Source organism: Bacillus sp. FJAT-27225 (genome assembly GCF_001685025.1).
GTDB lineage: Bacteria > Bacillota > Bacilli > Bacillales > Cytobacillaceae > Bacillus_D.
This window is the reverse complement of record NZ_MAYU01000021.1, coordinates 174,842-201,363: the sequence shown is the minus strand read 5'-3', so window position 1 is coordinate 201,363 and position 26,522 is coordinate 174,842. Positions and strand designations below refer to the sequence as shown.

Here is a 26,522-nt window from a genome sequence, read left to right as displayed (position 1 = left end):
GCCATCCTCTTTCTATTAGCTGCTTGTTTCAACCCTGTTGGCGTGGAACCACGTATCTTGCCAGGACCCATATACCTTAACCGGTTGGCCTGATTCGTATTTGATGAATGTTGTATTTTTTGTAAGCGGAGTGTTAATTCTCACTTTCACGAGGCCAGCCGGAGTCTTGACCATTAACTCCTGGACCAGCAAATAACGGTGATAATAGAACCGCTGTTTTTCCTGTGAAACAGAAACAATGGTTCCGATAATAACGGCTTCTTCCTTTGCTATGCCTGCTTCCCGCCATTTGATTTCATGTTCCTTCGTTTCCTTTATGGAAATCCATAAGAAATAGAGGATGATAATGGGGATCAGAATTGCAGTGACCAAAAGAAATCACTCTCCGCTGCCTGGGTTATTTTCAACAATAAAGAAAGTTCCTGTGGAATGCGCAACTTTTTTTCCATCGCTCCGGAATACCTCACCACTGACAACAAGCGTATTTTTGCCAATATGGATGGCTTCAGCACGGCAGCGAAGGAAGTCACCCATTGCTGGTGCCAGATAATGGACGTTCAGCTGGGATGTGACAGCCCCAAATCCTTTTGGAACAAGGGCATTTGCGAGAGTCCCCATTCCGGAATCAAGCAATGTAGCTGTAATGCCGCCATGGACAATTCCCAGTGAATTATATAGGACAGGATTGATTGGAATCGTTACTTCCCAGACGTTTTGATTCGATATCTTTTCATAATGCAGGAGACCGCCTATGTATGTACTTATTTTCCCGTCAACTTTATCTTTAAGCCCGCTCATTACATATTTCAAGACATCAATATCTTGTTCGGTTCCATTTTCGAGATATTTTTTTAACATTACTTCCAATTCATGCGCCACTGTTTGTTCGCTCCTTTTCTATTACAAATACTAACATTATCAAAATGTTTTTTACAGAAATAAAAACGGCAACGCAACTACCTTTCACAAATCCCTGATATAGGCATACGGTATTATAGGTATAGTGGGAGGAGGGGATAAACGGATGGCTCATGTAAAGAAACTTCATCCATCTGTTATCAAGTTTAAAGAGTTTGTGGCAGAAAATCCCCATCTTGTAAGGGAAGTCCGCAACGGAACGACGACTTGGCAGCAATTATATGAGGAATGGTATTTGCTTGGCGAAGAGGATCCGCGCTGGAACGAAACCGGGGAGATAAAGAAGGAAACGAGTGAAGAAGATCCTTCAAAAAAGGATTGGCTTGGCCAGGTAGCAGAGCTTGCAAAAAAGGTTGAGCCTGGGCAAATCCAATCCCATTTGAATAATTTGAGCCAGGCATTGGGTGCCATTCAGGGGCTTATTAGTCAATTTCAACAACAGCCAGCCCAACAGGCACCGCCCCCCGAGCCAGTTGTGCAGCATCCATTCCCGTTCCGGAAGGATTGATTGGAGGACGCCATGAGAAGAGAAGTAACGGATTATATTAATTCAAGAAAAGATTTGAGGCAGTTTATTAGGGAACAGCCTGTATGGTATCGGAAGCTGACACGGAATCCAGCGATCCTTGATGAGTTCGAAATAGCTTCCCTCCATCATTTTGAAAAAACAATCCCGCACCGGGTAGCCAAGTTTGCTAATGGCGTGCAGATGGCTTCCATGATGTTCCATATGTTCCAATCGATGAAAAGCCCCAGCGGGTAAAGAATTGGGGTAAAAAGTTATGGGGTTTTCTGGTCCCATAACCTTTTCTGCTATACGGACGAGCTAACGCCCAATCTGATGGTACAAAGAAAGGTAAGCCATTGCCTCTTTTTCAGGTAAGAACTTTTCAAACATCGATTCTTTTGCCTGTTTGACTATGTTTTCCCTTAAAGTCGTATTGCTGACGATTGAATGGACTGCCTCAATGAAGTCCGGAATCGTTTCGTAAAGCCAGCCTGTTTTTTCGTGTGATATCAGTTGCAGGTTGGCATTGTTTTTTCTTCCTATGACTGGCAAGCCCAACCCCATCGCTTCCATTAGTGCAAGTGGCTGGCCTTCTGAAAGAGAAGAATTGACGATAATGTCTGCGCTTTCGTATTTTTCTATCATTAATTCGTGGGGGACTGCACCAACGTATCTTAGCCAGTACATGCTCAGCCTGTTTTAGCACATCCCGATGAACCGACCTATCTAAATTGGCGCCAAGAATGGTAAATGTCATTTCCGGATAATGATCAATGATCTCATCAAGTCCCGGAAGGATGTGCAGGACATCCTTGACAGGCCGCAGCCCTGCCGGTAAAAGGATAGAAGGTTTTAATCTATTTTTTGGTGAAGAAATTGCCCATGGCAACCAAACGCCCTGGGGGATTACGAACGTCTTTTTCATCCATGGAGAATACAGCTGTTTGATTTTATCTTTTGCGTCTTCTGTAAATACTGTAATAAAAACTGCTTCATTCAAAAATGAGAAAATTTCAGAACTCAAGTCTGTTTGTAAATCAACATTTATGTCCGTACCACCCATTGTAACTATATAAGGGTGGTTTAAGATGAACTGCCGGTCTTTTGCCCACCTTACAAATCGGGTGGCATGAAGAATATGGAAGATGTCTGCATCTGTACCATCGATACTGCTGTTTTCCAGATAGGGAATAACAGAAAGAAGAATGCCCATTTTTTCAAAATGATAAATAAGCCGTTTTACCGTGGTAGAATTGCCTCTTGGCTGATTATAATAAGGTGAAAATAATGCTATTTTCATATATGCCACCATTGATGTTTTAATAAAGGCATTGTGTTCGGATTTATTATAATCTATTGGATTGTATTCATAAATGTATTAGTTTGTCGTGACGAAAAGGTAAATTAAGGGAATAAAAAAGAAAATTTCACCTTTACCCTACCTTCATGGTAGAATAAGCAATGGAGGTGGGCAGATTTGCTTGCTACTAGTGAAAGAATAGAATTGCTTGATTTTGCTGATGAGTTGGGCAGCATGGTGTTACAGTCAGATGTTGCTGAATATTATCGGGATTGCCTATATAAAGTACGTACAAGCCCAGAAACGCAAAGAAAAATCTCTCGTTTTGTCAAACTGAAGGACCATTACGAGGATGTTCAGCGTTTTGGGAAATATCATCCGGATTATAAAAGCATTATGAAAGAAATCCGTGAAGCGAAGCGTGATATGGACTTGGACGATCACGTCGCAGAATTCAAAAGGGCTGAAAATGATTTTCAGGCTTTGCTGGATCAAATCAGCATGCTGATTGGCCACTCTGTATCCATCCACGTCAAGGTGCCAACTGGTAACCCATTCTTTGATACCGGATCAAGCTGTGGCGGAGGCTGCGGCTCCGGTGGAAGCTGCGGATGCTCAGCTTAACCAGTAGGGACGGTTCTCCTTTGCAGTGTGCAAAGGGGAACTGTCCCTATTAGCTTAAAACCATCCGTTTGGATTGAAACGCACGCAATCCACACATAAATTTCCACAGCAAAACATCTTTCTTTGCGGGACATAAAACCTATGTCGAAATACAAAGCTGTTAGGTTCGGATCTTACATAAATGGTTTCACTGCTCAGTTTCTTCCCTTTCATCGCCAAGGCTGAACAGCGCCGTATACTCTTTTCTACTAGTTCTGGATTAACGGGGGAGTCGACAGTGATATAGAGGAAAGGAATTCCGGCCATCTTTTTCAGCTCAACAGAACTGACCGGTGGGATTAGGCTGATTTCTTTCAGGAATGTGGACCAGACATGTTCCATTTCCATTCGTCATCATCCTTTATTTTTAATAGAAAAGTATTGTTAGAGCGCCTTTCTTGTTTCTATTCTATTCATAACTAGCTAGCCTCTTGCAGCCTGGCGGGATTGATTTAAGCTGCTTTCTTATGCTAGACTTATAAAAAACATTGAGTATGAAGGGGAAAGACTATGTTTGGACAAAGGCAAGGATTGGTGGTTTGGCTATATACGCTAAAGCAAGCCAAAATGCTAAGGCGGTTCGGCAACGTCCATTATGTATCTAAAAAACTGAAATATGCAGTTATTTACTGCAATCAGAGTGAGATGGAGAATGTAATGGCAAAATTAAAATCGTATTCTTTTGTTAAGAAGGTTGAGCCATCCTACAAGCCATTTGTAAAGATGGAATACGAGAATTCAGCTCCTGATAAAGCAAAAGAGTATGATTATAAGATGGGTATTTAAGTGAGGGTGATTCCCTCACTTTTTTGATGCTTAGAAATGATGGAGCCGTTCAGCCTCTTCTAGAAAAAATCGCATTCATTCCTACCAGTGAAGTGGAGGAATAAAGTGGTTAAGACGCAGGATTCCAATCAGATATTGGTAATATAATTCCTTATCCGCAAACAGTGTAGATGGTTTCACTGTGAGCTCACAAATAGTCTTGGACAGGTTAGCCGCTGTTTCCTCGAATAAAGTATATCTTTTGTTTGGAATCACCTTTGGATTGGGGATTCCTTCCCTGCAAATGTATATCGGCTGGAATTTTCCTTCTCCCGCTGGATCCAAAATGATGGCCAGGGATACAACCTGTTTACCTTCTATTGCTGTATGAAACGCAATAATATGACGAAGGCGACTGGAATTCGCTTTTGCGAGTTCGATCAGTTCATATAAGTCTCCATAGCCGCTGCCAAGTTCTACAAAACGCTGAATCACAGAAAACTCTCCTTTTGATATAATCTATATAAATGTTGGTGAATTAATGTCCAATTGGATTGAAACGGTTCATGACAAGAAAAAATTCCGTTTGCCCCTGAGATGAGGCTTTCCTTTGTAGAGTCGAAATTCAGAAACATATCTCTCTATATAAGAGGAACTAAAGAATCTAAATTTAATTGAAGCGCTTCGTGACAGGCAAAGAACGCCTCGCGACAGGCAAAAGGCGCCTGTCTCTGCGATGTTATGTCTCAGAAGCTTCCCTTTGTGTAGCGAAATAAAGAGGTTAAACTTAATAGTTCCTCTTATATAGATCAACATTAGCATAGAAGTTCCTTTCAAAAAAGAAAAAACCCTGCAGGAAACCTGCAGGGTCCTTCTATATCCCAAAGGGACAGAAGGCAAAGGGAGAGGAGAAACCGGAGGAAGAACTTATGGGGAAACGTAAGTCTTCTCCGCGGTTGGCAACAACATCCTCGAATGATGTTGTTAATGTCATTATTTCCAGCGAAAGATTGCTTATACACATTTTTCCACGAAAATTTAAAAAAGATAAAACGGATATTGATATTTGGCGAGGTTCGTCCAGTATGGTAGGATTATGAAAGTAAAAACATTGAGTAGCGGTGATTGACATGAGAGTTGTTTCAGGGACATGTAAAGGAAGGCAGCTAAAAGCCGTGCCTGGCCAATCGACCAGGCCGACAACTGACAAGGTAAAGGAAGCTGTTTTCAATATGATAGGCCCTTATTTTCAAGGGGGAAAAGGACTTGATCTGTTCGCCGGCAGCGGGGGGCTTGGAATTGAGGCTCTTAGCCGCGGGCTTGATCAAGTGATTTTTATCGACAGGGAACCGAAGGCAATCCATACCATTAAGGACAACATAAAGACCTGTGATTTTGAGGAACGGACGGAGGTCTACCGGACTGATGCTGAACGTGCTTTAAAAGCTTTAAAAAAACGCGACCTCACTTTCGATTTTATTTTCCTTGACCCTCCTTATAAAAAACAGCAGCTCGTTAAGCTGCTTGAACAAATTGATGCTGATGGCAGGCTGAAGAGGGATGGAATCGCTGTTTGTGAACACGGCAAGGATGTAATTTTGCCAGATTCCATTGGAAGTCTTGAAAAGATGAAGAGTGAAGTGTACGGTATAATAGCAATCTCTATTTTTTCCTATTCCTAAAACCACCAGGAGGTTTAGAACGTGGCTACTATAGCAGTCTGTCCGGGCAGCTTTGACCCGATTACATACGGACACCTCGATATTATCAGGAGGGGCGCAAGAGTCTTCGACGAGGTGTATGTTGTTGTTCTTAATAATTCGTCCAAAAATCCTTTGTTTTCTGTGGAAGAGCGTACTGGTCTTATAGAAGAGGTAACGAAGGATCTGCCCAATGTGAAAATCGATTCTTTTCAGGGCCTTCTTGTCGACTATGCGCAAAAGGTGCAGGCGAATGCGATTATCCGTGGACTTCGTGCAGTTTCCGATTTTGAATATGAAATGCAAATTACCTCAATGAACAGAGTACTGAATGAAAAAATTGAAACCTTCTTCATTATGACCAACAATCAGTATTCTTTTCTAAGTTCCAGCATTGTAAAAGAGGTTGCAAAGTATGGAGGGAATATCCATGAACTTGTCCCGCCTGCTGTTGAAGCTGCGTTAAAAAAGAAATTCGATCTATAAGAAAAACAAGTGAAATCACCAGTTAAACGGTGTAAGGCCTGAAGGTCCCACATGGCTGAACCTTGATATTTATTCATTATAGCATCGAAAAAAGCCAGGCATTGCCTGGCTTTTTCGTATGGACAGCCACAGTCTTCCTTTGGGACTGAAAAGCCAAAAGAATGATGATACGCTTTTCTGCTATCATCCATTTCGTCTTTTGAATAGAATGACAATATAGACTAACAGCGATCCAATGGTTATCAAAGGTCCGGCAAAGGCGATAATGGAATGGGCGGAAGTGAAGAGTTGCGCATTCTGCTGAAGCATAACAGGTACCGCATTAGGCGGGATTCCGGTATCCGCAAATTTAATGTAAATGGGATCCCAAAGTACAAAGGCAAAAATACTGGCAAAAATACCATGTACTATGCGTGCAATAAAAAACGGCTGAAACCGGATGTCAGTTTGTGCTAGAATACTGGCTACTTGGGCCTGGACACTAAAGCCGCTGAAGGCAAGAATAAAGCTGGTTACCATTGCCTGCTGGAGGAGCGTTGCTTCTTGAACCTGGCTCGTCAGCTGGCTTCCCAGCGTAATTTCAAACAGTCCGGATATGAACGGGATGCTAAGCATTTCAGGAAATCCAAGTGATGAAAAGAGAACTTCGATTCCTTTTGCTAAAAAGGCTGTAATGTGCAGATGGAATAAGATTTTATTTACGACGGAAAACAGGATAATGAAGCCGCCAATCATTAGCAAGGTTTGGATGGAAGAGGTGACGGCGTCCCCCAGCAATTTGCCTATTGGCCGATTATCCTTGATTCTCGTCCTATGAAGGGCAGCAAGAGCTTCACGTATCTTTAGCCGCTTATGGCGGCTGCTTCTTGTCATTCGTTCGTCCTTTCCATAGAAGCGCATGAGTAAGCCAACGCAAAAATTGCCAAGATAATGGGAAGCAGCAAGAACAAAGCCAAGGTGAGCATTATGGAAAAAACCAACTGAGACCGCTCCGAAAATAAATAAAGGATTTGAGCAATTTGTGAAGGATGCCAGCCGTTCAGCTTCTACCCTGGTCAGGCTGCCTTCCTGGCGAAGCCGTGCTGAAAGTTTTGCACCGGCTGGGTAGCCGGAAGCCATTCCCATTGCCCATACGAATCCGCCGACTCCAGGTACCTTAAAAAGGGGCCGCATGAATGGCTCGAGAAGAACTCCGATGAACTTGACAACACCAAAGCCAATGAGCATTTCGGATACAATAAAAAAGGGCAGCAAGGAGGGAAAAACAATTTCCCACCACATATTCAAGCCGCGAATTGAGGCGGAGAACGCCTCTTGCGGATATGTAATCAAGGAAGCTGCCATGATGGTGACAGACGCTGCCAAAAAGATGGTTTTTAGTTTCGAACGAAACATATTGGGCCTCCTTCAGGAGAATTGCGGAGTACTGCTTTAGTTTCAAGGCGATAGGACAACCAAAGGACGCTTAAATACAGACCTTGCGTACCATCAGATAAAGAGCAAGCAAAGACTTGTCCTGTAAAACAATATACTCATAGAATGATTATTTAGACCATAGGATTGAAGGAGAATTTAAGCTCGGTATTGATTATTGAAGGAGGGAGCATGAGTATGGCCCCAAAAATCGGCTTGGCGCTCGGCTCCGGCGGGGCAAGGGGTTTTGCCCATCTCGGTGTATTGAGGGTATTCCGGGATGAAGGAATCCCGATTGATATGATTGCCGGCAGCAGCATGGGGGCGCTGATTGCTTGCTTGTATGGGACCGGCATAGATCTGGACCGTTTTTATAAGTTTTCAATCGGATTTAAGAGGAAATATTTTCTGGATTTTGCCGTACCTAAAATGGGCTTTATAGCAGGAAAGCGGGTAAAGGAGTTTATCCGGGTTTTTACTCATAACAAAAACATTGAAGAGCTTGATCTGCCGATTGCCATTGTGGCGACAGACTTGATGAACGGTGAAAAAGTAGTATTTAAAAACGGTCCTGCTGCCGAGGCAGTGAGGGCCAGCATCTCGATTCCAGGCATCTTCATTCCTGAAAAAATTAATGGGAGGTTATTGGTCGACGGCGGGGTTGCAGACAGGATACCTGTTTCAGTTGTTAAGGAGATGGGAGCTGACATTGTTATTGCTGTCGATGTTTCAGGGGTTAAACCAAATGCGGAAATCGATTCGATTTACGATGTGATCATGCAAAGCATAGATATTATGCAAGCTGAGTTGCTCGTTAACCGCGAGATTGCCTCCGACATTATGATTCGCCCGGATGTAGGTAAATTTAGTTCGCGTGCCTTTACCAATATTGAAGACATTATTAAAATAGGAGAAGAAGAAGCAAAAAGACATATCGAACCGATAAAAGAAGTTATTGGACGGTGGAAGGAGCAGCAATAATGCGCAAGAAATACCCTCGGATCCCGTATGTTCTGGCGGCGATCCTAGTCCTGGCAAGTGTTTTTTATATGCTGCCTTATTATGTTTCCAAACCTGGGCTCGCAAAGGAATTGGAGCCGATTATAGAAGTAGAGGGCGGATATGATGAGGAAGGAAGCTTCATGCTGACAACCGTCAGGATGGGGCGCGCCAATATTTATACGTATCTAATTGCAAGTTTCAGTAAGTATCAAGAAATTTATTCTATGAAAGATATACTGAGGCCGAATGAAAGTGAACAGGAGTACAACAAGAAGCAGCTCCATCTAATGGAAGGCTCAAAGGCGAGTGCAATTGAGGCTGCCTATAAAAAAGCTGGCATTCCGGTTGAGTATCGCTATAAGGGTGTCTATGTCATGGAAGTTGTCCCTGGAATGCCAGCGGAGGGAAAACTGGAAGTAGGCGACCGGCTTTTAAAGGTGGATGGAAAGATATTGAAGTCAAGGGATGAACTTCTAGATTACCTTGCCGGCAAAAAGGCCGGGGAGACAGTGAAGCTCACTTTTACGAGAGGCAATAAGGAACAGTCAGCCAATTTGGAGCTACAGGCTTTTAAAAATGATCCGAAACGTGCTGGCATAGGGATTGCGCCAATCGATGACAAAGAAATTATCGTCGACCCAAAAGTCAATATAAAGACTGACGAAATTGGCGGTCCATCGGCAGGTTTAATGTTTGCACTCGAAATTTATAATCAGCTTACCGAAGATGACCTAACTAAAGGTTATGAAATTGCCGGGACCGGTACCTTGTCTGAAGGAATGGTCGGCCCAATTGGCGGAATTGAGCAAAAAATCGTCGCAGCTGATAAAGCTGGAGCCGATATCTTTTTTGCTCCGAATGAAAAAGGAGCAAAAAACTCCAATTACCGGGCTGCAGTAAAGACAGGCAAAGATATTGGGACGAAAATGAAAATTGTCCCGGTTGATACGTTTGATGAAGCAGTTGCTTATCTGGAAAAATTGAAACCTGAAAAATAAACAGAGGCTGTCCCAAAAGTAAGGGGCAGCCTCTTTGTGTTATTTTCATGGATTTGGCAAAATTCATTATGACCGAAAAAATCCGGAAACGAGTTGCATTCAATGGCAGGTACGGATTTACACCCAAAACCAAGTTTTTTTACTGCAAAATAAGGTTCTTCATTCAAGAAAGATCGGCGGCTGGCGATATTCTTGCTCGAGCAGTTTTTGGGACATGCTGCCATGAAGTCCCATTGCATAAACAGAAGCTGCCCGGATATCCAGCTCGATTTCTGGTGAAGTAAACCCAGACAGTTTTGAAACGAGCGGGATCGGCAAGCTGCCTTTCATTTTATTAAGATAGTTCCTTCCGGCCCCTGTCATTCCGAGTAACCGTAAATAACCCGGACGCATTGCCGTGCTAACGGCCATTTCTTCTTTCGTAGCATTGACGAGTATATGGGTGCAAAGCCGCTGAATCCTGGTCCATGTATAGCGTTTTGTTTTGGCGAGTTGCATAAAGCCGGCGAAGCTGTCTGCCTTTCTTGCGCAGTCAGCAAGCCGGTTCTCCAGGCCTTCCTCCGCTTCATATATTGAAGCCAATTCACCCCGGGCTGTCTGTAGCAGTCTGTATTTCAATAAAGGCCAATAGTTTTCCCAGTGATGGAGAGTTCCATATGTCTCTATGTATTCCAGAAGGGAACTTTCAGTAGCGGGCGGAATGTATTGCGAGATGGCTGGAATATCAACACCATCGGAAAAGAAAGCTTTCCGGATACTGGTTGCACTTGCTATCGTAGCTGAAGAAAAATCTTCATCATGGTATTGGGCATTCTTTCTTTTTACAGTCAGAGGCTCCATCCTGCAGCGCTGGTCAAGCATCGCTTTCACATAGTGATAGCCGAGAATATTATTGGGCTCGGACAGCGGGACTATTCCTTCGGGTCCATTCAATTCGGAAACTGCGAGCGAGGCTGCACGCGGGTAGCTGACCCCTGACTTAATATGTTTCTTTATTAAAGAGTTATATTCGGCCTCGTTTGCGGTCAGGAACTCTGCAGTCTTGATAAAACTGCCAGCATCGCCCGCCTCACTGCCAAAACAAAGGCTTGTACAGCCAGCAGCCTCAAGAATTGCAACAGCACCCCAAGCAAATAATTCAGCCTTCTGGACCGCGTATTGGTATGGGAGCTCAAAAACTATGTCAACTCCGTTCAACAGGGCCATTTTTGTACGGGACCACTTCGAAACCAGTGCAGGTTCACCTCTTTGCAAAAAAGAGCCGCTCATAACAGCGATGGCAATTTCCGCTCTAGAAAGCTGCTTTGAAGACTGCAAGTGGTAGAGATGTCCATTGTGAAAAGGATTATACTCAACTACAACACCAACCGCATCCATATTGACAGCCTCCTTTCTGATAGGTATACTTTCATTTCTACTATAAAACATTATGCACATATTAGTAAAACTGCCTGATAAGTAAGTATGTTTTCCTTGAGCCTGTTAAGGATAAACTATTGAATAGTAGTCTTTCTATTAGCCAGAACATGATTGGTTTCAAGCAATTCCTCTGTAAAGAAAAAATATTGACAAATAGTATGCATAAAAGTATAATTACCTTTGTTGCCTTGGGGTGATGTAAATGAAATGGACAATTAGCCAACTACAAAAAAACCGCAACAAGGAAATGCTGATTGATGAAACAGTCAATGCGGACGAAATCAGGGAAACCGACCCAACCATTAGGGACGTGTCCCCGATTCACGTAACCGGACGCGCCGATATCGGGTCATCTCGTGTGACCTTTCATATCAGGATTAAGGGACATCTGGTCCTCCCTTGTTCACGGACTCTAGTTGATGTCATTTATCCAGTTGATGTAGAAACAACAGAAACGTTTCTTTTCAATATTTCTGGATATGAAACGGATGAGGAAGCTCATCAGGTCAAAGGCGATGTGGTCGACGTCATGCCTATCATCAGGGAAATCCTTTTGCTGGAGGTTCCCATGCAGGTATTCAGCGATGAGGCGAATCCTGAAGGGGCGGCTCCGCAGTCCGGCAAGGATTGGGAAGTCGTAACCGAAGAGGACCAAAGCAACAGGATTGATCCAAGATTAGCGGGTCTGGCCAAGTTTTTTGACGACAACAAAACTTCCGATTCATAATCGGCAAAAAAAGTAAGCAAGTGAAGACCCAGCATTTTCTGGCCTTCATAACTTTCTTATAACTCTTTAAGGAGGTGGGAAGAATGGCTGTACCTTTTAGAAGGACTTCTAAAACTGCAAAAAGAAAACGTCGCACTCATTTCAAATTAAATGTTCCTGGCATGGTGGAATGCCCGAACTGTAAAGAAATGAAACTTGCTCACCGCGTTTGCAAAAATTGCGGAACATATAAGGGGAAAGAAGTTGTTAACGACTAATTTTCCGTTCGAACAAGCACAGGGGAAAAACCTCCTGTGCTTTTTTCGTACATATTTAGTTAGGGGGTAAAGCTTTTGGCTTATACGATGACTATTCTGGATGAAGGGATTCTCCTTTTTACAATTGATAGGGAAGAAAAACGGAATGCAATCAGCTATGAAGTCCTCGATGGACTCACCCGATTGCTGGAAGCAGCCCATGATGAAAAGGTTAAAATCGTCGCACTAACGGGTTCAGGCACTAAGGCTTTTTGTTCAGGTGGGGATTTGTCGGAATTCCATTCTTTAAAAACAAAAGAGCAAGCTCATCCTATGCTGTCCAGAGCGGCAGAGATTCTTTATTCCCTTGCAACCTTGCCAAAACCGACAATTGCGATTCTAAATGGGCCAGCTGTCGGCGGAGGCTGCGAGATTGCGGCTGCCTGTGATTTCCGGATAGCCAGAAGCGGGACAAAAGCCGGATTCGTACAGGGCAGACAAGGCATCATTACCGGATGGGGAGGGGCTTCTCTTTTATCGGAAAAACTGCCAGCTTCATGCAGCATGAAACTCCTAATGGAAGCGGGCTTACATCCTGTGGAAGAACTGAATCGAATTGGATTTGTTGACAGTGTCTTTAATGGACCCCCAATTGATGCGCTTCGAAAATTTGCCTCAGAAATGCTAGTAAAAGAAAGTGGAGTTCTTAAAGGCTTCAAGCAAGTTTGGGTGGACAAATGGGAGAGTGCCGGCCTTAAGAAGAGAATAGAAAACGAAGTCCGTTTTTGTGCGGAGCTTTGGGAAACTGAGGCCCATCATCAGCACGTTGCAAAATTCCTTCGAAAGAAAAAGTAGCAGAATCCGTAAAAATGAGACCTCCATACCAATTCTATCTTTCCTATTACCTGCATATGTATGAGGTAAAACGATAGGAGGGATAAGAAGGATGTCATCAACACGCCAGGATGCATGGACCTCGGATGAAGACCTGCTTCTAGCCGAGGTTATCTTGCGGAATATAAGGGAAGGCGGAACGCAGCTGCAGGCATTCGAAGAAGTTGGGAGAAAGCTGTCCCGGACATCGGCTGCATGTGGGTTCCGCTGGAATTCTCACGTTAGGAAACAATACAGGGCCGGCATTGAACATGCCAAAAAGCAGCGAAAGGAAGCGAAGAAGAACTCACGGGATGCTCCAAAAGAACAGGGGCTTCCGGTGGAAGAGCAACTTGTTTCCACTCAGGCAGAAGAAACCAAGCTAAGCGATTTACTTCCATCTGCCCAGCAAATAAGTACTCTACCCGTTCCTGACTTCAAGGCGATCCTGTCCTATTTGCAAGACCTCTATACACGTGCAGGAACCGCTGAAGAAGAAATCCAGCAAGCCCAAGCACGGATTAAAGCGCTCGAAAGGGAAAACGAACGGCTTCTAAAGGAATTGACTACCCTTGAGGAAGACTATCAAGCGCTGATGGCCATCCTCGACCGGGCTAGGAAGATGGCTGCGGATAAGGAGGACAGTTCACAGGGCCAGCATAAAGCGAAATTTCAGTTAGATAAGTATGGGAACCTTGAAAGGGTTGAATAAAACGAAAAGGCTGAACGGATAAAGTCCGTCCAGCCTTTTGATATTTATATAGAGAGATTTTTTGTACTATCGTAAAATGCTTGCTTGCGCACACATAATAGCCAGCCCGGGCTACTCGCATGTTGCAACTATGCGGATGTCAATTCTTAATGGTGCTGTGCGCTGACGCCTTCCGGATACCAGACGAGCGGATTTTCACCAAGATCTCGGTCTACCTCATATTCTACTTGTTTAAAGCCGTGCTTTTCCCAAAATCCCTTTGAACCGACTCGAGGGTTTGTCTTGATAGGAAGGCCCTGGTCCTTAGCGAACTTGACAAGAGCTGAACCATAGCCTTTGCCCTGATAGGCAGGGAGCACCTCAAGCTTCCAAAGTTCAATGTAATTCTGTGGAGGATTAAAATAGAGATCCCTTTTGGCATCAACCTGATAAAGGCTCATCCGGGCTACCAGCTTATCCCCGAAATAAATCCCGTAAAAGGGTGATTTACTATCATTTTCAATAATGTTTGCTTCAAGGTCTTCGAGCATGGACAATTCCTGAATTCCATATTCTTTGAATTTTTTAAACTCTTCAAGCGTTTTGTAATTGACTTTTAGTTTCTCAACTTTAATTGCCATGTATATGCCCCCCTATTATGATTCTCCCTTATCCCGGTATTGCTGAAATCAGGCCTATATCTTTAAGCTGATTTAATTATTCATATTATAACCTAAGAATATGAAAAATTCTGCATTTTAATATAGAAAGGCGTTTTCAAAATTTGCAGGATATTCAGAATGTATGGTAGAAACATAGTATAGGGTATGCAAGCCAGGGAATGTATTCACTGTCTGGCCAATGGCTTTCGAATACCCTGAGCTTTTGAGAAGGTCGCAAACAAGAAATCCGGGGGGAGAAAGGGGTATAGTGTGCAAAGGGTATTAATCGCAAATCGGGGCGAAATAGCATTAAGAATTATAAAAACATGCAAGAAGATGGGAATCGAGACGGTTGCCATCTATTCTGATGCAGATGCAGGACTTCCTTATGTACAGGAAGCCACGACGGCTGTCAGGATTGGAGAGCCACCTGTTGCCAAATCCTATCTGCAGGCCCAACAAATCCTCCATGCTGCAAAAAATGCGGGTGCAGACGGAATACATCCTGGTTATGGGTTTTTATCTGAAAATGCAGAGTTTGCCGAGCTTGTTGAAAAGGAAGGGCTGATTTTTATAGGTCCGAAACCAGAAACAATCCGGTTAATGGGTGATAAAGTTGCATCAAGAGCTGTGATGATGCAGGCTGGAGTGCCGGTAGTTCCGGGCAGCGAGGGCGGAATTGCAGCCCTGGAAGAGGCGAAGGAAATTGCCGAAAGAATCGGTTATCCGGTGATGCTAAAGGCTTCGAGTGGCGGTGGTGGAATCGGAATGGTTAAATGCGCGGATAACGGAGACCTGGAAAAGTCTTTTGCTTCAGTCAAAGCAAGGGCAAAGGCTTATTTCGGCTCGGATGAAGTGTTTCTTGAAAAATTCATCCTCAATGCCCGTCATATAGAAGTCCAGGTTTTTGGAGATGGAAATGGAAACATCGTCCATCTTTTCGAGAGGGATTGCTCGGTCCAGCGCCGCAATCAAAAAGTGGTGGAAGAGTCTCCGTCGCCATTTCTTTCCGATCAGGCGCGCGCTCAGCTTTTTGAAACCGCTCTCAATGCCGCGAGAGCAGTGGATTACAAGAATGCTGGAACAATTGAATTTATTTTTGATGAACAAGAGAACTTTTATTTTCTTGAGATGAACACCCGCCTTCAGGTTGAGCATGCAGTGACTGAAGAAGTTACAGGAATTGACCTGGTCGAATGGCAAATTCTCACCGCTAGAGGAGAAGCTTTGCCAAAGAATCAGGAGGATATCAAAAGCAAGGGGCATGCATTTGAGTTTAGGCTCTATGCCGAAGACCCGGAAAAATTTCTGCCATCACCAGGGAAAATTGAACTTTTTGAAGTTCCCGCTGGAGAGGGAATTCGGGTAGATTACGGTTATAAATCGGGTGATGCAGTCACACCTTTTTATGACCCGATGATTGCTAAATGTATTCTATCCGGAGAGACAAGGGAAGTCGCTATGGAGCGTGCTCGGGCATTTTTCGAGAAACTCACAATAACTGGAATTAAATCCAACGCCCCGCTATTCACAAAAATTCTTACTAACCCAGATTTTACAAAAGGGAATTATACAACTTCATTTTTACAAACGAAAATCAAGACATAAGGAGGAAACAGAAATGAAAGAAATTACTGCATCCATGGCAGGCACGGTTTTGAATATACTTGTTTCAACAGGCGATGAAGTCAGCGAGGGCCAGGAAATCATTGTCCTTGAATCAATGAAAATGGAAATTCCGGTTGAAAGCACGTTTGCGGGAAAAATCAGCGAGCTGAAGGTTGGTATTGGTGATTTCGTTAATGAAGGCGATACTCTTGCCGTCATCGATAGGGGGTAAATACAGGTGACAGAAACAACAACATTAACTGAAAAACTGAATGAGAAAAGAAAACTGGCCGAAGCGGGCGGCCAACAAAAGTACCACGAAAAAAATAGAGAACAAGGAAAATTATTTGTGCGAGAGAGACTTGCGCTGCTGTTTGACAATGGCGAGTATGAGGAAGATGGGAAATTTGCCAACAATCAGGCCAGCGGGCTGCCTGCTGACGGGGTCGTTACAGCAATCGGCAAGGTTGGCGGGCAAACGGTCTGCGTCATGGCGAATGATTCGACTGTCAAGGCTGGATCATGGGGTGCAAGAACTGTTGAAAAAATTATCCGGATCCAGGAAGTCGCTGAAAAACTGAAGGTCCCGCTCTTTTATCTCGTTGATTCAGCAGGGGCAAGGATAACGGACCAGCTTGACATGTTTCCGAACAGGCGCGGTGCGGGCAGGATTTTTTATAATCAGGTGAAATTGTCAGGGATGATCCCTCAAGTCTGTCTCCTTTTTGGCCCTTCAGCAGCTGGAGGCGCGTACATACCTGCTTTTTGTGATGTGGTCATTATGGTCGATGGAAATGCCTCGATGTATTTGGGGTCGCCGCGGATGGCTGAAAAGGTTATCGGCGAGAAAGTAACCCTTGAGGAAATGGGCGGGGCTCGCATGCATTGTACGGTTAGCGGCTGCGGAGACATTCTCGCTTCTTCCGAAGAGGAAGCAATCGAATCTGCCAAAAAATATATTACCTTCTTCCCGGCCAACTTTCAGGAGAAGCCAAAAAAACATGAGCCAGTCCCGCCGCTTGCAGGGCGGCCGCTTGAAGCAATTATTCCTGTGAACCAGAATGCCCCGTTTGATATGTACGAAGCCATTAACAGCTTAATAGACGAAAACAGTTTTTTCGAAATAAAGAAGCTGTTCGCACCTGAGTTGATCACCGGATTCGCCAGGCTCGGGGGCCGGACAGTCGGAATCATTGCCAACCAGCCAAAAGTAAAAGGCGGGGTCCTGTTTGTCGACTCTGCTGATAAAGGCGCCAAGTTCATCCAGCTTTGCGACGCCTTCCATATCCCGCTGTTGTTCCTGGCGGATGTGCCAGGATTCATGATTGGCACGAAGGTTGAAAGGGCAGGCATTATCCGCCACGGTGCAAAATTAATTGCGGCCATGAGTTCAGCGACTGTACCGAAGATTTCGGTAATTGTCCGAAAAGCTTACGGTGCAGGCCTTTATGCAATGGCGGGCCCTGCTTTCGAGCCAGATGTTTGCATCGCCCTCCCGACAGCCCAAATAGCTGTAATGGGGCCGGAAGCAGCAGTCAACGCGGTCTATTCCAATAAAATCAATGAAATAACCGACCCGAAAGAAAAGCTTGCTTTTGTTCAGGAAAAACATCAGGAATACAAAGAATCAATCGATATTTATAAGCTTGCATCGGACCTGATCGTCGATGAAATTGTAGCACCCGACGAGTTGAGAGAGGTACTCATCAAGCGCTTGGGCTACTATGAAACGAAGGAACTCAACTTCAGTACCCGCAAGCATCCGGTTTATCCAGTATAATTATGATTTGCCCTTCCGTCATATGCGTGCGGAAGGGTTTTTGCATTTATGGATGGACTAATCCAGTGTGTAAGTATTTATGGGACGAATCTCTCCCCGCAGAATGCCATTCCGTCCCATAAAATAGCTTTATGGGACGTATTTCTCCTCGCAGAATGCCGTTCCGTCCTATAAAATAGCTTTATGGGACGAAACTCCCCTCGCAGAATGCCATTCCGTCCCATAAAATAACTAGATGGGACGTATCCCTCTTCGCTGATTGCCGTTCCGTCCAATAAAACAGCTATATGGAAGAAATCCCTCTTCGTAAAACGCAGTTCTGCCGATTGTTTAAGTAGGCAAGCTTTTTATGTGTAAGGTTCCAAATGAATCTAACTTACTATAGAAATAGAATTAAAGAATTACCTAGTCAGATTGAAGCGGAAGGCACGAAGCTCGATCGAAAATGCAAAAAACGCATTTTCTCCTGCTGTGCTTTTTCCGGGAAGATTATTCAATGTCGTGCGAGAGAAAAGGCCAGTCGGAGACCCTGAAGGAGCTTTAGCGACGAGGAAGCTCCCAGCTCGCCCTAAGGTCCACGAAGTGTCTCGTGACAGGCAAAAAACGCCCGCCCCTGTACTGACTGTTCAGGGAAGCTTTCCTTTGGACAGCGAAAATCAACAGAAAAACTTAGGATCTACTCAGCCTTCTTTTTAGAAAGATAGGAATTAAGTCATACAAACCTTGTCCCACTTTGGTAAAATGTAGGTAAAGAACAAACAGGGAGCCAGCGAAATGAAAATAGGTGTAATTGGTGCAGGATCAATCGGGTTGTTGTTTGCCGCCTATTTGCAAACCCGTTTTAAAGTCCTTTTATTTACCAGAACAGCAGAGCAGGCGGATGAGATTAATAAATCAGGGATTACCCTTAAAAGAGCCGATAAGGTCTATAACACTACTATTGAAGCCAGGGCATTGGCTGAAAAGCTTCCTGACATGGATCTTGCTATTGTTGCGGTGAAGCAATACCAACTTGAGAACATCCTCCCTATTCTTGATTCAGTATCAAATGTCCTGTTCTTGCAAAATGGCATGGGCCACTTGAAGCTGATCAGCCGATTATCTTCGAATAATTTATTCGTTGGAACAGTGGAGCACGGTGCTTTTAGGGAAGGGGCTGCAGCTGTAACCCATAATGGGACTGGCGTTACCAAAGCGGCGGTGTTCAGAGGCGATGGAAAAATGCTGTCTGCCCTGGCTGAAAGAGAAATCGGGTCTTTCCCTTTCACGGTTGAATCAGATTACTACTCAATGCTTGCGAATAAACTTGCTGCCAATGCTGTTATAAACCCGTTGACAGCCATTCTCCGGGTCGAAAATGGCCAGCTTATTGCGAATCCGTTTTATGAAAGGAATCTGGAAGCCCTTTACCATGAGGTTGCGTCTATACTAGAATTCGACGATAAAGAGGCCCAGCTAGAAAATATTAAAAGAATATGCAAAAACACCGCGGAAAATCGTTCCTCGATGCTGAAGGATATCGAGGCGGGAAGTGTGACCGAGATTGACGCCATCCTCGGCTACCTTCTCGAACAGGCCGAAGCCAAAGGGAAGAATGTACCGCTCATAACAGCTTTTTATCATTTGGTTAAAGGAATTGAATCGGGAATGGGGGGGAATCGATGAGCACATTCATTTCATCATTTTTTGCATTATTCATTGTCCTGCCGCTGCTTGGGTATGTGGTTGTCTTTACGATAAGCAAGACGGTAACCGGGGTACATAGGCAATCAGTAAACATTGCAATTGATTTTACGACCTTCCTCCTAATCCTGGCGGTCCATTTCTTAATTAGAACCATCTGGGGGCAGTCCTACCTATGGCTTATTATGATTATTTTATTTACTACCGCGATGATTTTTTCGATCCTCCATTGGAAAGTACGCGGTGAGGTGGTTGTCGGCAAAGTTTTCAAAGGGTTCTGGAGATTCAATTTCCTCCTGTTCTTTACCGGGTATCTTGGCCTTATCGTATTCGGCCTAATCCAGAGGGCGGTGGCCGCCGTTCAACTTCCCTGACGGATAATTGTCAGGCAAAGATTTTTTAAAACCTTTATGTAAATGCTATACTCGTATGGTATTGATACACAACCGTTTTTGCAGAAAGGAAGTACTATATGGAGATTTCAAATCTCTTATTGCCTGCAGCAAATCAATTTGCGTCTAATTATTTGCAGCAGACCAATGAAGTAACACCCTATTTTCACTATACATACAATCATCCTGTTTCAGACAGGGAACGCTTAAGTGAATTAAGTAACAGGGATTTCCCGAGAGAAGAGCTTGCTGCCCATATCGAAAAGTATATGGCGCGGTTTCAACCAACTGCAGCCACAAAAATATCGCTTGAAAAGCTGAAGCAGCCGAACAGCTCAGTCGTTATTGGCGGCCAGCAGGCAGGCATCCTGACCGGACCACTCTATTCCATTCATAAAGTCATTTCCATTGTTCAACTCGCTCGCCAGAAGGAAAAGGAGCTTGGCACTCCAGTCGTTCCTGTTTTCTGGATTGCTGGCGAAGACCATGATTACCAGGAAGTGAACCATATTTATGTACCTGCTGGCAGCAGGGCGGACAAATGGATTTTTCCGCAAAAAGTCATAGAGAAAAAAATGGTCTCGGATATCAAGATTGATAAAGAGCTATGCAGTTCATGGGTATCAAGCCTTCTTGCCATTTTTGGCGAAACTGGCTTTACACGGCAGGTAAGGGCTTTTATAGAAGACTCACTAAAGCGGTCGGATACATTCACTGACTTTTTTGCAGACCTGATTGCAGGCCTCTTTCCTGATTCCGGGATCCTGCTAATTGACTCAGCCAATCCTGAATTAAGGGAAATAGAACGGACAAGGTTTGAAGAGATTATCCTTAACCAGGAGGCTATCATTTCCTCTTTGCTGCGCCAGCAAGAGGAAATCCGAAAAGGCGGTTTCGCCAACACGATTGATGCTTCCGAGCATTCCGCCAATTTATTTTATTATGATAAAACCATCAATGAGCGGGTCCTCCTTGACTTTGAACCAGTTTCCGGCTGTTTCATAGGCAACAATGGCAGCCTTTCGTTTACACTTGAGGAATTGCTTCAAATTGCCAGGAACGAGCCTTCCAGCTTGAGCAACAATGTTGTAACAAGGCCTTTAATGCAGGAGTGGTTATTTCCGGTCCTGGCATTTATAGGAGGCCCTGGCGAGATCGCATATTGGGCTGAACTGAAGCTCGTGTTTGAACATTTTGGCATAAAAATGCCGCCTATTGTTCCAAGGCTGAATATTACCTTTATGGACAGGGCAACAGAAAGAGATATAAATGAACTTGGTTTGGATGTTGCTGAAGCAATAAGGCGGGGAACAGAGTCAGAACAGCAGATATTCCTGGAGTCAGTTCATGACCGTGACCTCGATTCAATCTTCCGGAACGCAATTAAGGAGATTAATGCCCAATATCGGCGAATTGAAGACAAAACCATCGAAATCGACCCAGCCATGCTTGCTTTACTGAAAAAAAATGAAAGCATCATCCTTTCGCAAGTCGGCTTTATGCAGAAGAAGCTTGAAGACGCAGTGAAAATGAAGCATGCGGTTAAATTAGGAAAATATACCAGAGTCGGATTGGAACTTAGGCCGGAGGGAATGCCCCAGGAACGGGTATGGAACATCCTCTATTATATGAATAAGTTTGGAATTAACTTTCCTGGCAGGCTCCTTGAACTCGACTTTGAGTTTGATGGATCCCATAAATTAATACGGATTTAAAAAAGGTTCCGCGGACAGCGGGGCCTTTTTTATTTGAAAAGGGATAGTGCTGAGTGTCAGGCATTCCCACTTTGCCCCACCACTTGTAATAAGCGTACTCCAAATTAGTTGGTTCCTCCTGTTGGAATCAACCCGTCTGCACCACAAATCTACCACAAACCTCCACTGAACCCTTTGCTGAATTAATAGTTCGGCCCCTTCTCCTACTAAGCACGAAAACTATATAAACGATTTTTTGTTAGACAGATTAATCCTTTAAGGACAGCAGTTTTTTCCATCAAATTATTTTTAATAAAAAAACATGTAGCTTCTGTCCGGCGATAAACCCTTAATTACCGCGGTATTTGGCGAATTTTGTCCCTTTAAGAAAGATAGTGTAGAACCATCATAGTCAGAATTTTATAGCATTTACATAATGGATGCGTAAAAAAGTAGTGGAGGAAAGTGGAGGATTGTGGTACATTCTAAATAGAAAGTGGGGGTAACGGGTATGTTCATGGGTGAGTACCATCATAACATCGATAATAAAGGCCGCCTGATCGTCCCTTCAAAGTTAAGGGACAACCTGGGGGAGATGTTTGTCATCACCCGTGGTCTCGACCGATGCTTATTTGGTTACCCGCTATCCGAGTGGAGCCTGATTGAGGAAAAACTGAAGGCCCTCCCGCTTACAAAGAAAGATGCCCGCGCTTTTACGAGGTTCTTTTTTTCCGGCGCAACTGAGAGCGAGATAGACAAACAGGGGAGAATCAATATTCCAACTCCATTGGTTGACTATGCTCAATTACAAAAAGAATGTGTGATTTTGGGAGTTTCCAATCGAATCGAAATCTGGAGCAAGCAGATATGGGAAGAATATTTCCAGGAATCCGAGGATTCTTTTGCTGAAATCGCAGAAAATATGATTGGGTTTGATATATAAAGGGAATGTTATCCTAGTATAATTTCTTTATGTATCGTTCGATTGGAAAGGTGGATAACAATGTTTGAACATACAACAGTATTATTGGAAGAAGCAGTAGCCGGGCTGAATATTAAGCCTGATGGGATTTATGTTGACTGTACTCTTGGAGGTGCGGGGCATAGCCTGAAGATTGCCGAGCAGCTGGGGGAGGGCGGGAGGCTCATAGCCTTTGATCAGGACGAGACTGCTATCGCCCATGCCCGGGAAAAACTATCCGCTTATACGGACAAGCTTACTATTATTAAAAGCAATTTTCTTCACCTAGAAAGTGAACTTGAGAACATTGGGATACATAGTGTGGACGGAATTTTATATGACCTTGGTGTTTCTTCTCCTCAGCTAGATACGCCAGAGCGTGGATTTAGTTACCACCATGATGCACCTCTTGATATGAGGATGGATTTGGAAGGGGAAATATCCGCTTACGATGTCGTCAACAACTGGAAATACGAAGAATTGGTAAAGATCTTTTTCCGGTACGGGGAAGAGAAATTTTCAAAGCAAATTGCAAGGAAAATTGAGGCTGCCAGGGCAAAAAAACCGATTGAAAGCACTGGTGAGCTAGTTGAACTAATTAAGGAAGCGATTCCCGCGCCTGCAAGAAGGACTGGCGGACATCCCGCGAAAAGGGTTTTTCAGGCGATCAGAATTGCGGTGAATGATGAACTTGGCGTTTTTGAAAAGTCGCTCCAACAGGCAATCAACTTGCTGAATAAGGATGGCCGCATTTCGGTCATTACCTTTCATTCCCTTGAAGACAGGATTTGCAAGGTGACATTGAAACAAGCATCAGAGACTCCGCCATTACCTCCGGGGTTGCCAATTATTCCGGATGAGTATAAGCCAGTCTTAAAACTAGTGAACAGAAAGCCAATTCTTCCCGGTGAGCAGGAACTGGAACATAATAACCGGGCCCGGTCGGCGAAACTAAGAATAGCTGAAAAATTGTAATCTATATAAAAAGACACTGATCCAGGATAAGCCCATGGAAAATAAGTGAGATTCAGGAGGGGAACGAATGAGCAGTTTGGCAAGAAAGCTCCAGGAACAGCAACACGAGCAAAGGCAGCAGATTGCCCAACCCGAGAGGCGCAGGGCTGCAAGACAAAAGGTTACTCCAGGCGAACGGGTCATTTGGATGTTATTTGCAGCATTTCTTTGCTTAGGTGCTGTGCAGATTATCTCAACACAGGCCGAAATTTACAAAACGAACAAGGATATTCAGAAAATGAAAGTCTCTGTTAGTGAAATGCAAAAGGAAAACGGTGACCTAACAGTACTTAAAGAAGAACTGAGTTCGTACGAGCGGATTATGGCAAAAGCAGAAGAACTGGGCTTGAAGTTTGATGACAAAAAAGTCAAGGTTGTGCACTAAATGATTAAGAAACAACCAAATATAAACAAGGGAGCAGTTGGATTGTTTTTCTTTTTCCTCCTGCTCTTTTTAATCGTACTATATCGATTTTCGGTCATAGGCATCACAGGAGAGGCTGCAGGACAGCCCCTGGCTGCAAAGGCTGAACAGAAGCATATGAGGCAAGACGTAATAAAGGCATCGAGAGGCTCTATTATGGACAGAAAAGGTGAAATAATCGCCGAGGACACTGCTTCCTATAATCTTGTTGCCATCCTTGATAAGAAAATGACCACCAATCCGGAAAAACCAAGGCATGTTGTTGATTATGAAAAAACAGCGGCGGTTTTAGCAAAGTATATTGATCTTGAAGAAAGTGAAATACTCAGAATCCTTTCCAAGAAGAAAGAAAACCCGAAATTGTTTCAGGTTGAGTTTGGGAATGCTGGAAGGGATATTTCCCATCAAACGAAAATACAGATTGAAAAAGAGAACTTACCCGGGATAACCTTCCAGCGTGGCTCAAAACGATTTTATCCAAACGGAAACTTTGCCTCACATGTTGTTGGCTTTGTTGAAAAGCAAGAGACGAAAGATGACGGGATTAGGTCCGTTGGAAGGCTTGGCATTGAAAAGTCAATGGATTCGATCCTGAAAGGCAAGGATGGGAAAATCAAGTTTGAAAGTGATGTTTGGGGAATGCTGCTTCCAGATGGAAAGGAATTTGTGGAACCAGCTGATAATGGTAAAGATATTTATTTGACCCTTGATAAAAAAATTCAGACTTTCCTTGAAGACGCGATGAATAAAGTTGCGAAAGAGTACACCCCCCAAAAAATCATTGCGATAGTTGCCGATCCGAAGACAGGAGAAATCCTTGCGATGGGGCAGCGCCCTGGCTTCGACCCCAAAACAAGGGAAGGGCTCGAAAAAACCTGGCATAATGAGGCGATTGAATATCCATTTGAACCTGGTTCAACTATGAAAATATTTACGCTCGCAGCTGCTGTTAACGAAGGGAAATTCAATCCTAACGAAAAATTTCAATCTGGATCATACCAGGTTACAAAAAAGGATAAACCCATCCACGATCACAAAAGGTCAGGATGGGGTAAAATATCTTACCTCGAAGGTGTACAGAGATCATCAAACGTTGCATTTGCCAAGATTGCAAATGAAAAATTGGGCTTTGAAAAATTCAGGGACTATCTTTCTAAGTTTGGGCTTGATAAGCCTACTGGAATCGACTTGCCTGACGAGGCAACAAGTCAAATCCGCTATGAATGGCCGATTGAGAAGATTACAACTTCTTACGGCCAGGGAACTGCGATTACTGCGATTCAACAAGTCCAAGCGGTTACAGCGGTTGCCAATGACGGCAAAATGATGAAGCCATATGTTATTAAAAAAGTCGTGGATCCTGATACAGGCGAGGTTAAGGAAAAAGAGCCTCAGGTAGCAGGCACTCCAATATCATCGGAAGCAGCGAAAGAAGTCCGGGATATTCTGGAGACGGTAATTACTTCTAAAAACGGTACCGGAAACCGGTATAAGATTGATGGTTATAGTGTTGCAGGCAAAACCGGAACAGCGGAAATTTCCGGAGGCGGCGGCTACTTGAGCGGACCGGGGGATTATATTTTCTCCTTCTTGGGCATGGCGCCTAAGGATGATCCTGAGCTGGTCATGTATGTAGCAGTCCAACAGCCTAAAATTGACCACTATTCCAAAGGGTCTATCCCAGTATCAATGATTTTTAATCCGGTAATGAAAAACAGCCTTCAATACTTGAATATAAAGCCGACTACAAAGGAAGCACCAACGAGTGCAGAGCTTCCAGATTTGTCTGGTGAACCGGTAACAAATGCACAAAAACAGTTGAAAGACAAAGGCTTCGAGGCGATCGTTCTTGGCAAAGGCAGTGAGATTGAAGCTCAGGTACCTGCCGCTGGGGAAACTGCGCTTGAGGGTGAAAAAATTATTCTCCTTACATCCGGTGAAGCGACGATGCCGGATATGAAAGGCTGGTCCCTTAGAGACGCAATGAAAGTAGCGACTCTATCTGGAATCCGCCTCGATTACAAAGGCTCGGGATACGTCGTAACGCAAAGCATTACGAAAGGAACGCCTTTGAAAAAAGGCGACTTGCTGACTCTCGAACTTGAAACACCGCTTCAAACCCTCGAAGGTAAAGAAGAAAAGAATCCAGATATTAAAAATTAATGTAAGGCTGACCCAAAGTCGCCGCGGATAGTTAGCGGCGCTTTGGGTCAGTTTTTTTTGTTACCTAAACTTGTTTAATATATATTTGGCAGGGGCTCGATTTTTAGCATCCTAGGGACCTAATCCCGTAAACTTTGTTTCGTAGATTAATCGCGTGTACTTTAGAAGGGATTAATCCAGTAAACCCTGTTTCGTAGATTAATCATGTGTTCTCGTAGAGGGATTAATCCAGTAAACCCTGTTTGGCAGTTTAATCGCGTGTACTTTAGAAGGGATTAATCCAGTAAACCCTATTTCGTAGATTAATCATGTGTTCTCGTAGGGGGATTAATCCAGTAAACCCTGTTTCGTAGATTAATCATATGTTCTCGTAGAGGGATTAATCCAGTAAACCCTGTTTCGTAGATTAATCATGTGTTCTCGTAGAGGGATTAATCCAGTA

Annotated in this window: 31 protein-coding genes; 23 read left to right on the top strand and 8 right to left on the bottom strand. The window is 43.9% G+C overall.

Annotation, left to right across the window (positions count from 1 at the left end; translation table 11 throughout):
* Positions 1–15: 15 nt before the first annotated feature.
* On the bottom strand, positions 16–372 hold the full coding sequence (locus tag A8F94_RS13095) for a hypothetical protein (RefSeq protein ID WP_066201045.1): 357 nt from the start codon (positions 370–372) through the stop codon (positions 16–18).
* A 6-nt stretch (positions 373–378) separates the two neighbouring features.
* A complete protein-coding gene (locus A8F94_RS13090) occupies positions 379–879 on the bottom strand; it encodes a PaaI family thioesterase (protein WP_139070090.1) in 501 nt (166 codons plus the stop codon).
* A gap of 145 nt (positions 880–1,024) precedes the next feature.
* Between A8F94_RS13090 and A8F94_RS13085 the strand changes: the two genes are divergently transcribed.
* The gene (locus tag A8F94_RS13085) at positions 1,025–1,426 is read left to right on the top strand and encodes a YlbD family protein (protein ID WP_066201042.1); all 402 of its coding nucleotides are present in this window, start codon (positions 1,025–1,027) and stop codon (positions 1,424–1,426) included.
* 12 nt (positions 1,427–1,438) lie between these two features.
* Positions 1,439–1,681, top strand: a complete 243-nt coding sequence (locus tag A8F94_RS13080; protein WP_066201039.1) for a YlbE-like family protein — start codon at positions 1,439–1,441, stop codon at positions 1,679–1,681.
* A gap of 63 nt (positions 1,682–1,744) precedes the next feature.
* Here A8F94_RS13080 and A8F94_RS26565 read toward each other — a convergent pair whose 3' ends face one another.
* Positions 1,745–2,071: a glycosyltransferase gene (locus tag A8F94_RS26565; protein ID WP_368072791.1), complete on the bottom strand. Its 327-nt coding sequence runs from the start codon at positions 2,069–2,071 to the stop codon at positions 1,745–1,747.
* Positions 2,072–2,238: 167 nt separating this feature from the next.
* On the opposite strand from A8F94_RS26565, the gene A8F94_RS26560 reads away from it, so the two are divergent.
* Positions 2,239–2,502: a hypothetical protein gene (locus A8F94_RS26560; protein WP_077247699.1), complete on the top strand. Its 264-nt coding sequence runs from the start codon at positions 2,239–2,241 to the stop codon at positions 2,500–2,502.
* 401 nt (positions 2,503–2,903) lie between these two features.
* Complete coding sequence (locus A8F94_RS13070; protein ID WP_066201032.1) at positions 2,904–3,350, top strand: YlbF family regulator; 447 nt, start codon at positions 2,904–2,906, stop codon at positions 3,348–3,350.
* Between the two features lie 54 nt (positions 3,351–3,404).
* Here A8F94_RS13070 and A8F94_RS13065 read toward each other — a convergent pair whose 3' ends face one another.
* Positions 3,405–3,737 (bottom strand): hypothetical protein, encoded by a 333-nt coding sequence (locus tag A8F94_RS13065; protein ID WP_066201027.1) that lies wholly within the window; start codon positions 3,735–3,737, stop codon positions 3,405–3,407.
* Between the two features lie 162 nt (positions 3,738–3,899).
* Between A8F94_RS13065 and A8F94_RS13060 the strand changes: the two genes are divergently transcribed.
* Positions 3,900–4,175, top strand: a complete 276-nt coding sequence (locus A8F94_RS13060) for a YlbG family protein (protein ID WP_066201021.1) — start codon at positions 3,900–3,902, stop codon at positions 4,173–4,175.
* An 81-nt stretch (positions 4,176–4,256) separates the two neighbouring features.
* Here the strand turns inward: A8F94_RS13060 and A8F94_RS13055 are convergent, their stop codons facing one another.
* Complete coding sequence (locus A8F94_RS13055) at positions 4,257–4,649, bottom strand: DUF7147 family protein (RefSeq protein WP_066201015.1); 393 nt, start codon at positions 4,647–4,649, stop codon at positions 4,257–4,259.
* Between the two features lie 635 nt (positions 4,650–5,284).
* Between A8F94_RS13055 and rsmD the strand changes: the two genes are divergently transcribed.
* Both rsmD and coaD read left to right on the top strand, forming a co-directional pair.
* A complete protein-coding gene (gene rsmD, locus A8F94_RS13050; RefSeq protein WP_066201013.1) occupies positions 5,285–5,836 on the top strand; it encodes a 16S rRNA (guanine(966)-N(2))-methyltransferase RsmD in 552 nt (183 codons plus the stop codon).
* A 21-nt stretch (positions 5,837–5,857) separates the two neighbouring features.
* A complete protein-coding gene (gene coaD, locus A8F94_RS13045; protein ID WP_066201010.1) occupies positions 5,858–6,340 on the top strand; it encodes a pantetheine-phosphate adenylyltransferase in 483 nt (160 codons plus the stop codon).
* A gap of 183 nt (positions 6,341–6,523) precedes the next feature.
* Here coaD and ylbJ read toward each other — a convergent pair whose 3' ends face one another.
* Entirely contained in the window at positions 6,524–7,735 is a 1,212-nt protein-coding gene (gene ylbJ, locus A8F94_RS13040) for a sporulation integral membrane protein YlbJ (RefSeq protein WP_066201007.1), read from the bottom strand.
* A gap of 210 nt (positions 7,736–7,945) precedes the next feature.
* On the opposite strand from ylbJ, the gene A8F94_RS13035 reads away from it, so the two are divergent.
* Positions 7,946–8,734 carry a patatin-like phospholipase family protein gene (locus A8F94_RS13035; RefSeq protein ID WP_254660851.1) on the top strand — a complete coding sequence of 263 codons (789 nt, stop codon included), beginning with the start codon at positions 7,946–7,948 and terminating at the stop codon, positions 8,732–8,734.
* Complete coding sequence (locus tag A8F94_RS13030) at positions 8,734–9,753, top strand: SepM family pheromone-processing serine protease (protein ID WP_066201001.1); 1,020 nt, start codon at positions 8,734–8,736, stop codon at positions 9,751–9,753. Before A8F94_RS13035 ends, A8F94_RS13030 begins: the two co-directional genes overlap by 1 nt.
* A 159-nt stretch (positions 9,754–9,912) precedes the next feature.
* On the opposite strand, the gene A8F94_RS13025 is transcribed toward A8F94_RS13030, so the two are convergent.
* On the bottom strand, positions 9,913–11,130 hold the full coding sequence (locus A8F94_RS13025) for a nucleotidyltransferase (RefSeq protein ID WP_066200998.1): 1,218 nt from the start codon (positions 11,128–11,130) through the stop codon (positions 9,913–9,915).
* Between the two features lie 244 nt (positions 11,131–11,374).
* Here A8F94_RS13025 and A8F94_RS13020 point away from each other — a divergent pair, with 244 nt between their 5' ends.
* The 4 genes from A8F94_RS13020 to A8F94_RS13005 all read left to right on the top strand — a co-directional run bounded on the left by A8F94_RS13020 (position 11,375) and on the right by A8F94_RS13005 (position 13,720).
* Positions 11,375–11,899 (top strand): YceD family protein, encoded by a 525-nt coding sequence (locus A8F94_RS13020; RefSeq protein WP_066200996.1) that lies wholly within the window; start codon positions 11,375–11,377, stop codon positions 11,897–11,899.
* An 83-nt stretch (positions 11,900–11,982) separates the two neighbouring features.
* Positions 11,983–12,156 (top strand): 50S ribosomal protein L32, encoded by a 174-nt coding sequence (rpmF, locus tag A8F94_RS13015; RefSeq protein WP_066200994.1) that lies wholly within the window; start codon positions 11,983–11,985, stop codon positions 12,154–12,156.
* Between the two features lie 75 nt (positions 12,157–12,231).
* Positions 12,232–12,990: an enoyl-CoA hydratase/isomerase family protein gene (locus tag A8F94_RS13010; protein ID WP_254660850.1), complete on the top strand. Its 759-nt coding sequence runs from the start codon at positions 12,232–12,234 to the stop codon at positions 12,988–12,990.
* A gap of 91 nt (positions 12,991–13,081) precedes the next feature.
* A complete protein-coding gene (locus A8F94_RS13005; RefSeq protein ID WP_066200991.1) occupies positions 13,082–13,720 on the top strand; it encodes an RsfA family transcriptional regulator in 639 nt (212 codons plus the stop codon).
* 146 nt (positions 13,721–13,866) lie between these two features.
* On the opposite strand, the gene A8F94_RS13000 is transcribed toward A8F94_RS13005, so the two are convergent.
* Positions 13,867–14,340, bottom strand: coding sequence for an N-acetyltransferase (locus tag A8F94_RS13000; RefSeq protein WP_066200987.1), 474 nt, complete (start codon positions 14,338–14,340; stop codon positions 13,867–13,869).
* A gap of 291 nt (positions 14,341–14,631) precedes the next feature.
* Between A8F94_RS13000 and A8F94_RS12995 the strand changes: the two genes are divergently transcribed.
* From A8F94_RS12995 to A8F94_RS12950, 10 genes are all read left to right on the top strand, one after another.
* Positions 14,632–15,969, top strand: a complete 1,338-nt coding sequence (locus tag A8F94_RS12995) for an acetyl-CoA carboxylase biotin carboxylase subunit (RefSeq protein WP_066200984.1) — start codon at positions 14,632–14,634, stop codon at positions 15,967–15,969.
* A gap of 13 nt (positions 15,970–15,982) precedes the next feature.
* Positions 15,983–16,201, top strand: a complete 219-nt coding sequence (locus tag A8F94_RS12990) for a biotin/lipoyl-binding carrier protein (RefSeq protein ID WP_066200981.1) — start codon at positions 15,983–15,985, stop codon at positions 16,199–16,201.
* 6 nt (positions 16,202–16,207) lie between these two features.
* Positions 16,208–17,749 (top strand): acyl-CoA carboxylase subunit beta, encoded by a 1,542-nt coding sequence (locus A8F94_RS12985; RefSeq protein ID WP_066200978.1) that lies wholly within the window; start codon positions 16,208–16,210, stop codon positions 17,747–17,749.
* A 774-nt stretch (positions 17,750–18,523) separates the two neighbouring features.
* Entirely contained in the window at positions 18,524–19,414 is an 891-nt protein-coding gene (locus tag A8F94_RS12980) for a 2-dehydropantoate 2-reductase (RefSeq protein WP_066200975.1), read from the top strand.
* Positions 19,411–19,806 carry a DUF3397 domain-containing protein gene (locus A8F94_RS12975; protein ID WP_066200972.1) on the top strand — a complete coding sequence of 132 codons (396 nt, stop codon included), beginning with the start codon at positions 19,411–19,413 and terminating at the stop codon, positions 19,804–19,806. The genes A8F94_RS12980 and A8F94_RS12975 overlap by 4 nt, the downstream gene beginning before the upstream one ends.
* 98 nt (positions 19,807–19,904) lie before the next feature.
* A complete protein-coding gene (bshC, locus tag A8F94_RS12970; RefSeq protein WP_066200970.1) occupies positions 19,905–21,539 on the top strand; it encodes a bacillithiol biosynthesis cysteine-adding enzyme BshC in 1,635 nt (544 codons plus the stop codon).
* A 490-nt stretch (positions 21,540–22,029) separates the two neighbouring features.
* Complete coding sequence (mraZ, locus tag A8F94_RS12965) at positions 22,030–22,461, top strand: division/cell wall cluster transcriptional repressor MraZ (protein ID WP_066200967.1); 432 nt, start codon at positions 22,030–22,032, stop codon at positions 22,459–22,461.
* A gap of 60 nt (positions 22,462–22,521) precedes the next feature.
* Positions 22,522–23,454, top strand: a complete 933-nt coding sequence (gene rsmH, locus A8F94_RS12960; RefSeq protein ID WP_066200964.1) for a 16S rRNA (cytosine(1402)-N(4))-methyltransferase RsmH — start codon at positions 22,522–22,524, stop codon at positions 23,452–23,454.
* Positions 23,455–23,521: 67 nt separating this feature from the next.
* Positions 23,522–23,878: a cell division protein FtsL gene (ftsL, locus tag A8F94_RS12955; RefSeq protein ID WP_066200962.1), complete on the top strand. Its 357-nt coding sequence runs from the start codon at positions 23,522–23,524 to the stop codon at positions 23,876–23,878.
* Positions 23,879–26,080, top strand: a complete 2,202-nt coding sequence (locus A8F94_RS12950; protein ID WP_066200961.1) for a penicillin-binding protein — start codon at positions 23,879–23,881, stop codon at positions 26,078–26,080.
* Positions 26,081–26,522: the final 442 nt, after the last annotated feature.

Excerpts from the sequence above, each read along its gene's own strand:
- A8F94_RS13085 (WP_066201042.1), top strand. The coding sequence starts at position 1,025 with ATGGCTCATGTAAAGAAACTTCATCCATCTGTTATCAAGTTTAAAGAG.
- A8F94_RS13080 (WP_066201039.1), top strand. The coding sequence starts at position 1,439 with ATGAGAAGAGAAGTAACGGATTATATTAATTCAAGAAAAGATTTGAGG.
- A8F94_RS26565 (WP_368072791.1), bottom strand. The coding sequence starts at position 2,071 with ATGATAGAAAAATACGAAAGCGCAGACATTATCGTCAATTCTTCTCTT.
- A8F94_RS13065 (WP_066201027.1), bottom strand. The coding sequence starts at position 3,737 with ATGGAAATGGAACATGTCTGGTCCACATTCCTGAAAGAAATCAGCCTA.
- A8F94_RS13060 (WP_066201021.1), top strand. The coding sequence starts at position 3,900 with ATGTTTGGACAAAGGCAAGGATTGGTGGTTTGGCTATATACGCTAAAG.
- rsmD (WP_066201013.1), top strand. The coding sequence starts at position 5,285 with ATGAGAGTTGTTTCAGGGACATGTAAAGGAAGGCAGCTAAAAGCCGTG.
- ylbJ (WP_066201007.1), bottom strand. The coding sequence starts at position 7,735 with ATGTTTCGTTCGAAACTAAAAACCATCTTTTTGGCAGCGTCTGTCACC.
- A8F94_RS13035 (WP_254660851.1), top strand. The coding sequence starts at position 7,946 with ATGAGTATGGCCCCAAAAATCGGCTTGGCGCTCGGCTCCGGCGGGGCA.
- A8F94_RS13030 (WP_066201001.1), top strand. The coding sequence starts at position 8,734 with ATGCGCAAGAAATACCCTCGGATCCCGTATGTTCTGGCGGCGATCCTA.
- A8F94_RS13025 (WP_066200998.1), bottom strand. The coding sequence starts at position 11,130 with ATGGATGCGGTTGGTGTTGTAGTTGAGTATAATCCTTTTCACAATGGA.
- A8F94_RS13020 (WP_066200996.1), top strand. The coding sequence starts at position 11,375 with ATGAAATGGACAATTAGCCAACTACAAAAAAACCGCAACAAGGAAATG.
- rpmF (WP_066200994.1), top strand. The coding sequence starts at position 11,983 with ATGGCTGTACCTTTTAGAAGGACTTCTAAAACTGCAAAAAGAAAACGT.
- A8F94_RS13005 (WP_066200991.1), top strand. The coding sequence starts at position 13,082 with ATGTCATCAACACGCCAGGATGCATGGACCTCGGATGAAGACCTGCTT.
- A8F94_RS13000 (WP_066200987.1), bottom strand. The coding sequence starts at position 14,340 with ATGGCAATTAAAGTTGAGAAACTAAAAGTCAATTACAAAACGCTTGAA.
- A8F94_RS12990 (WP_066200981.1), top strand. The coding sequence starts at position 15,983 with ATGAAAGAAATTACTGCATCCATGGCAGGCACGGTTTTGAATATACTT.
- A8F94_RS12980 (WP_066200975.1), top strand. The coding sequence starts at position 18,524 with ATGAAAATAGGTGTAATTGGTGCAGGATCAATCGGGTTGTTGTTTGCC.
- A8F94_RS12975 (WP_066200972.1), top strand. The coding sequence starts at position 19,411 with ATGAGCACATTCATTTCATCATTTTTTGCATTATTCATTGTCCTGCCG.
- bshC (WP_066200970.1), top strand. The coding sequence starts at position 19,905 with ATGGAGATTTCAAATCTCTTATTGCCTGCAGCAAATCAATTTGCGTCT.
- mraZ (WP_066200967.1), top strand. The coding sequence starts at position 22,030 with ATGTTCATGGGTGAGTACCATCATAACATCGATAATAAAGGCCGCCTG.
- rsmH (WP_066200964.1), top strand. The coding sequence starts at position 22,522 with ATGTTTGAACATACAACAGTATTATTGGAAGAAGCAGTAGCCGGGCTG.
- ftsL (WP_066200962.1), top strand. The coding sequence starts at position 23,522 with ATGAGCAGTTTGGCAAGAAAGCTCCAGGAACAGCAACACGAGCAAAGG.
- A8F94_RS12950 (WP_066200961.1), top strand. The coding sequence starts at position 23,879 with ATGATTAAGAAACAACCAAATATAAACAAGGGAGCAGTTGGATTGTTT.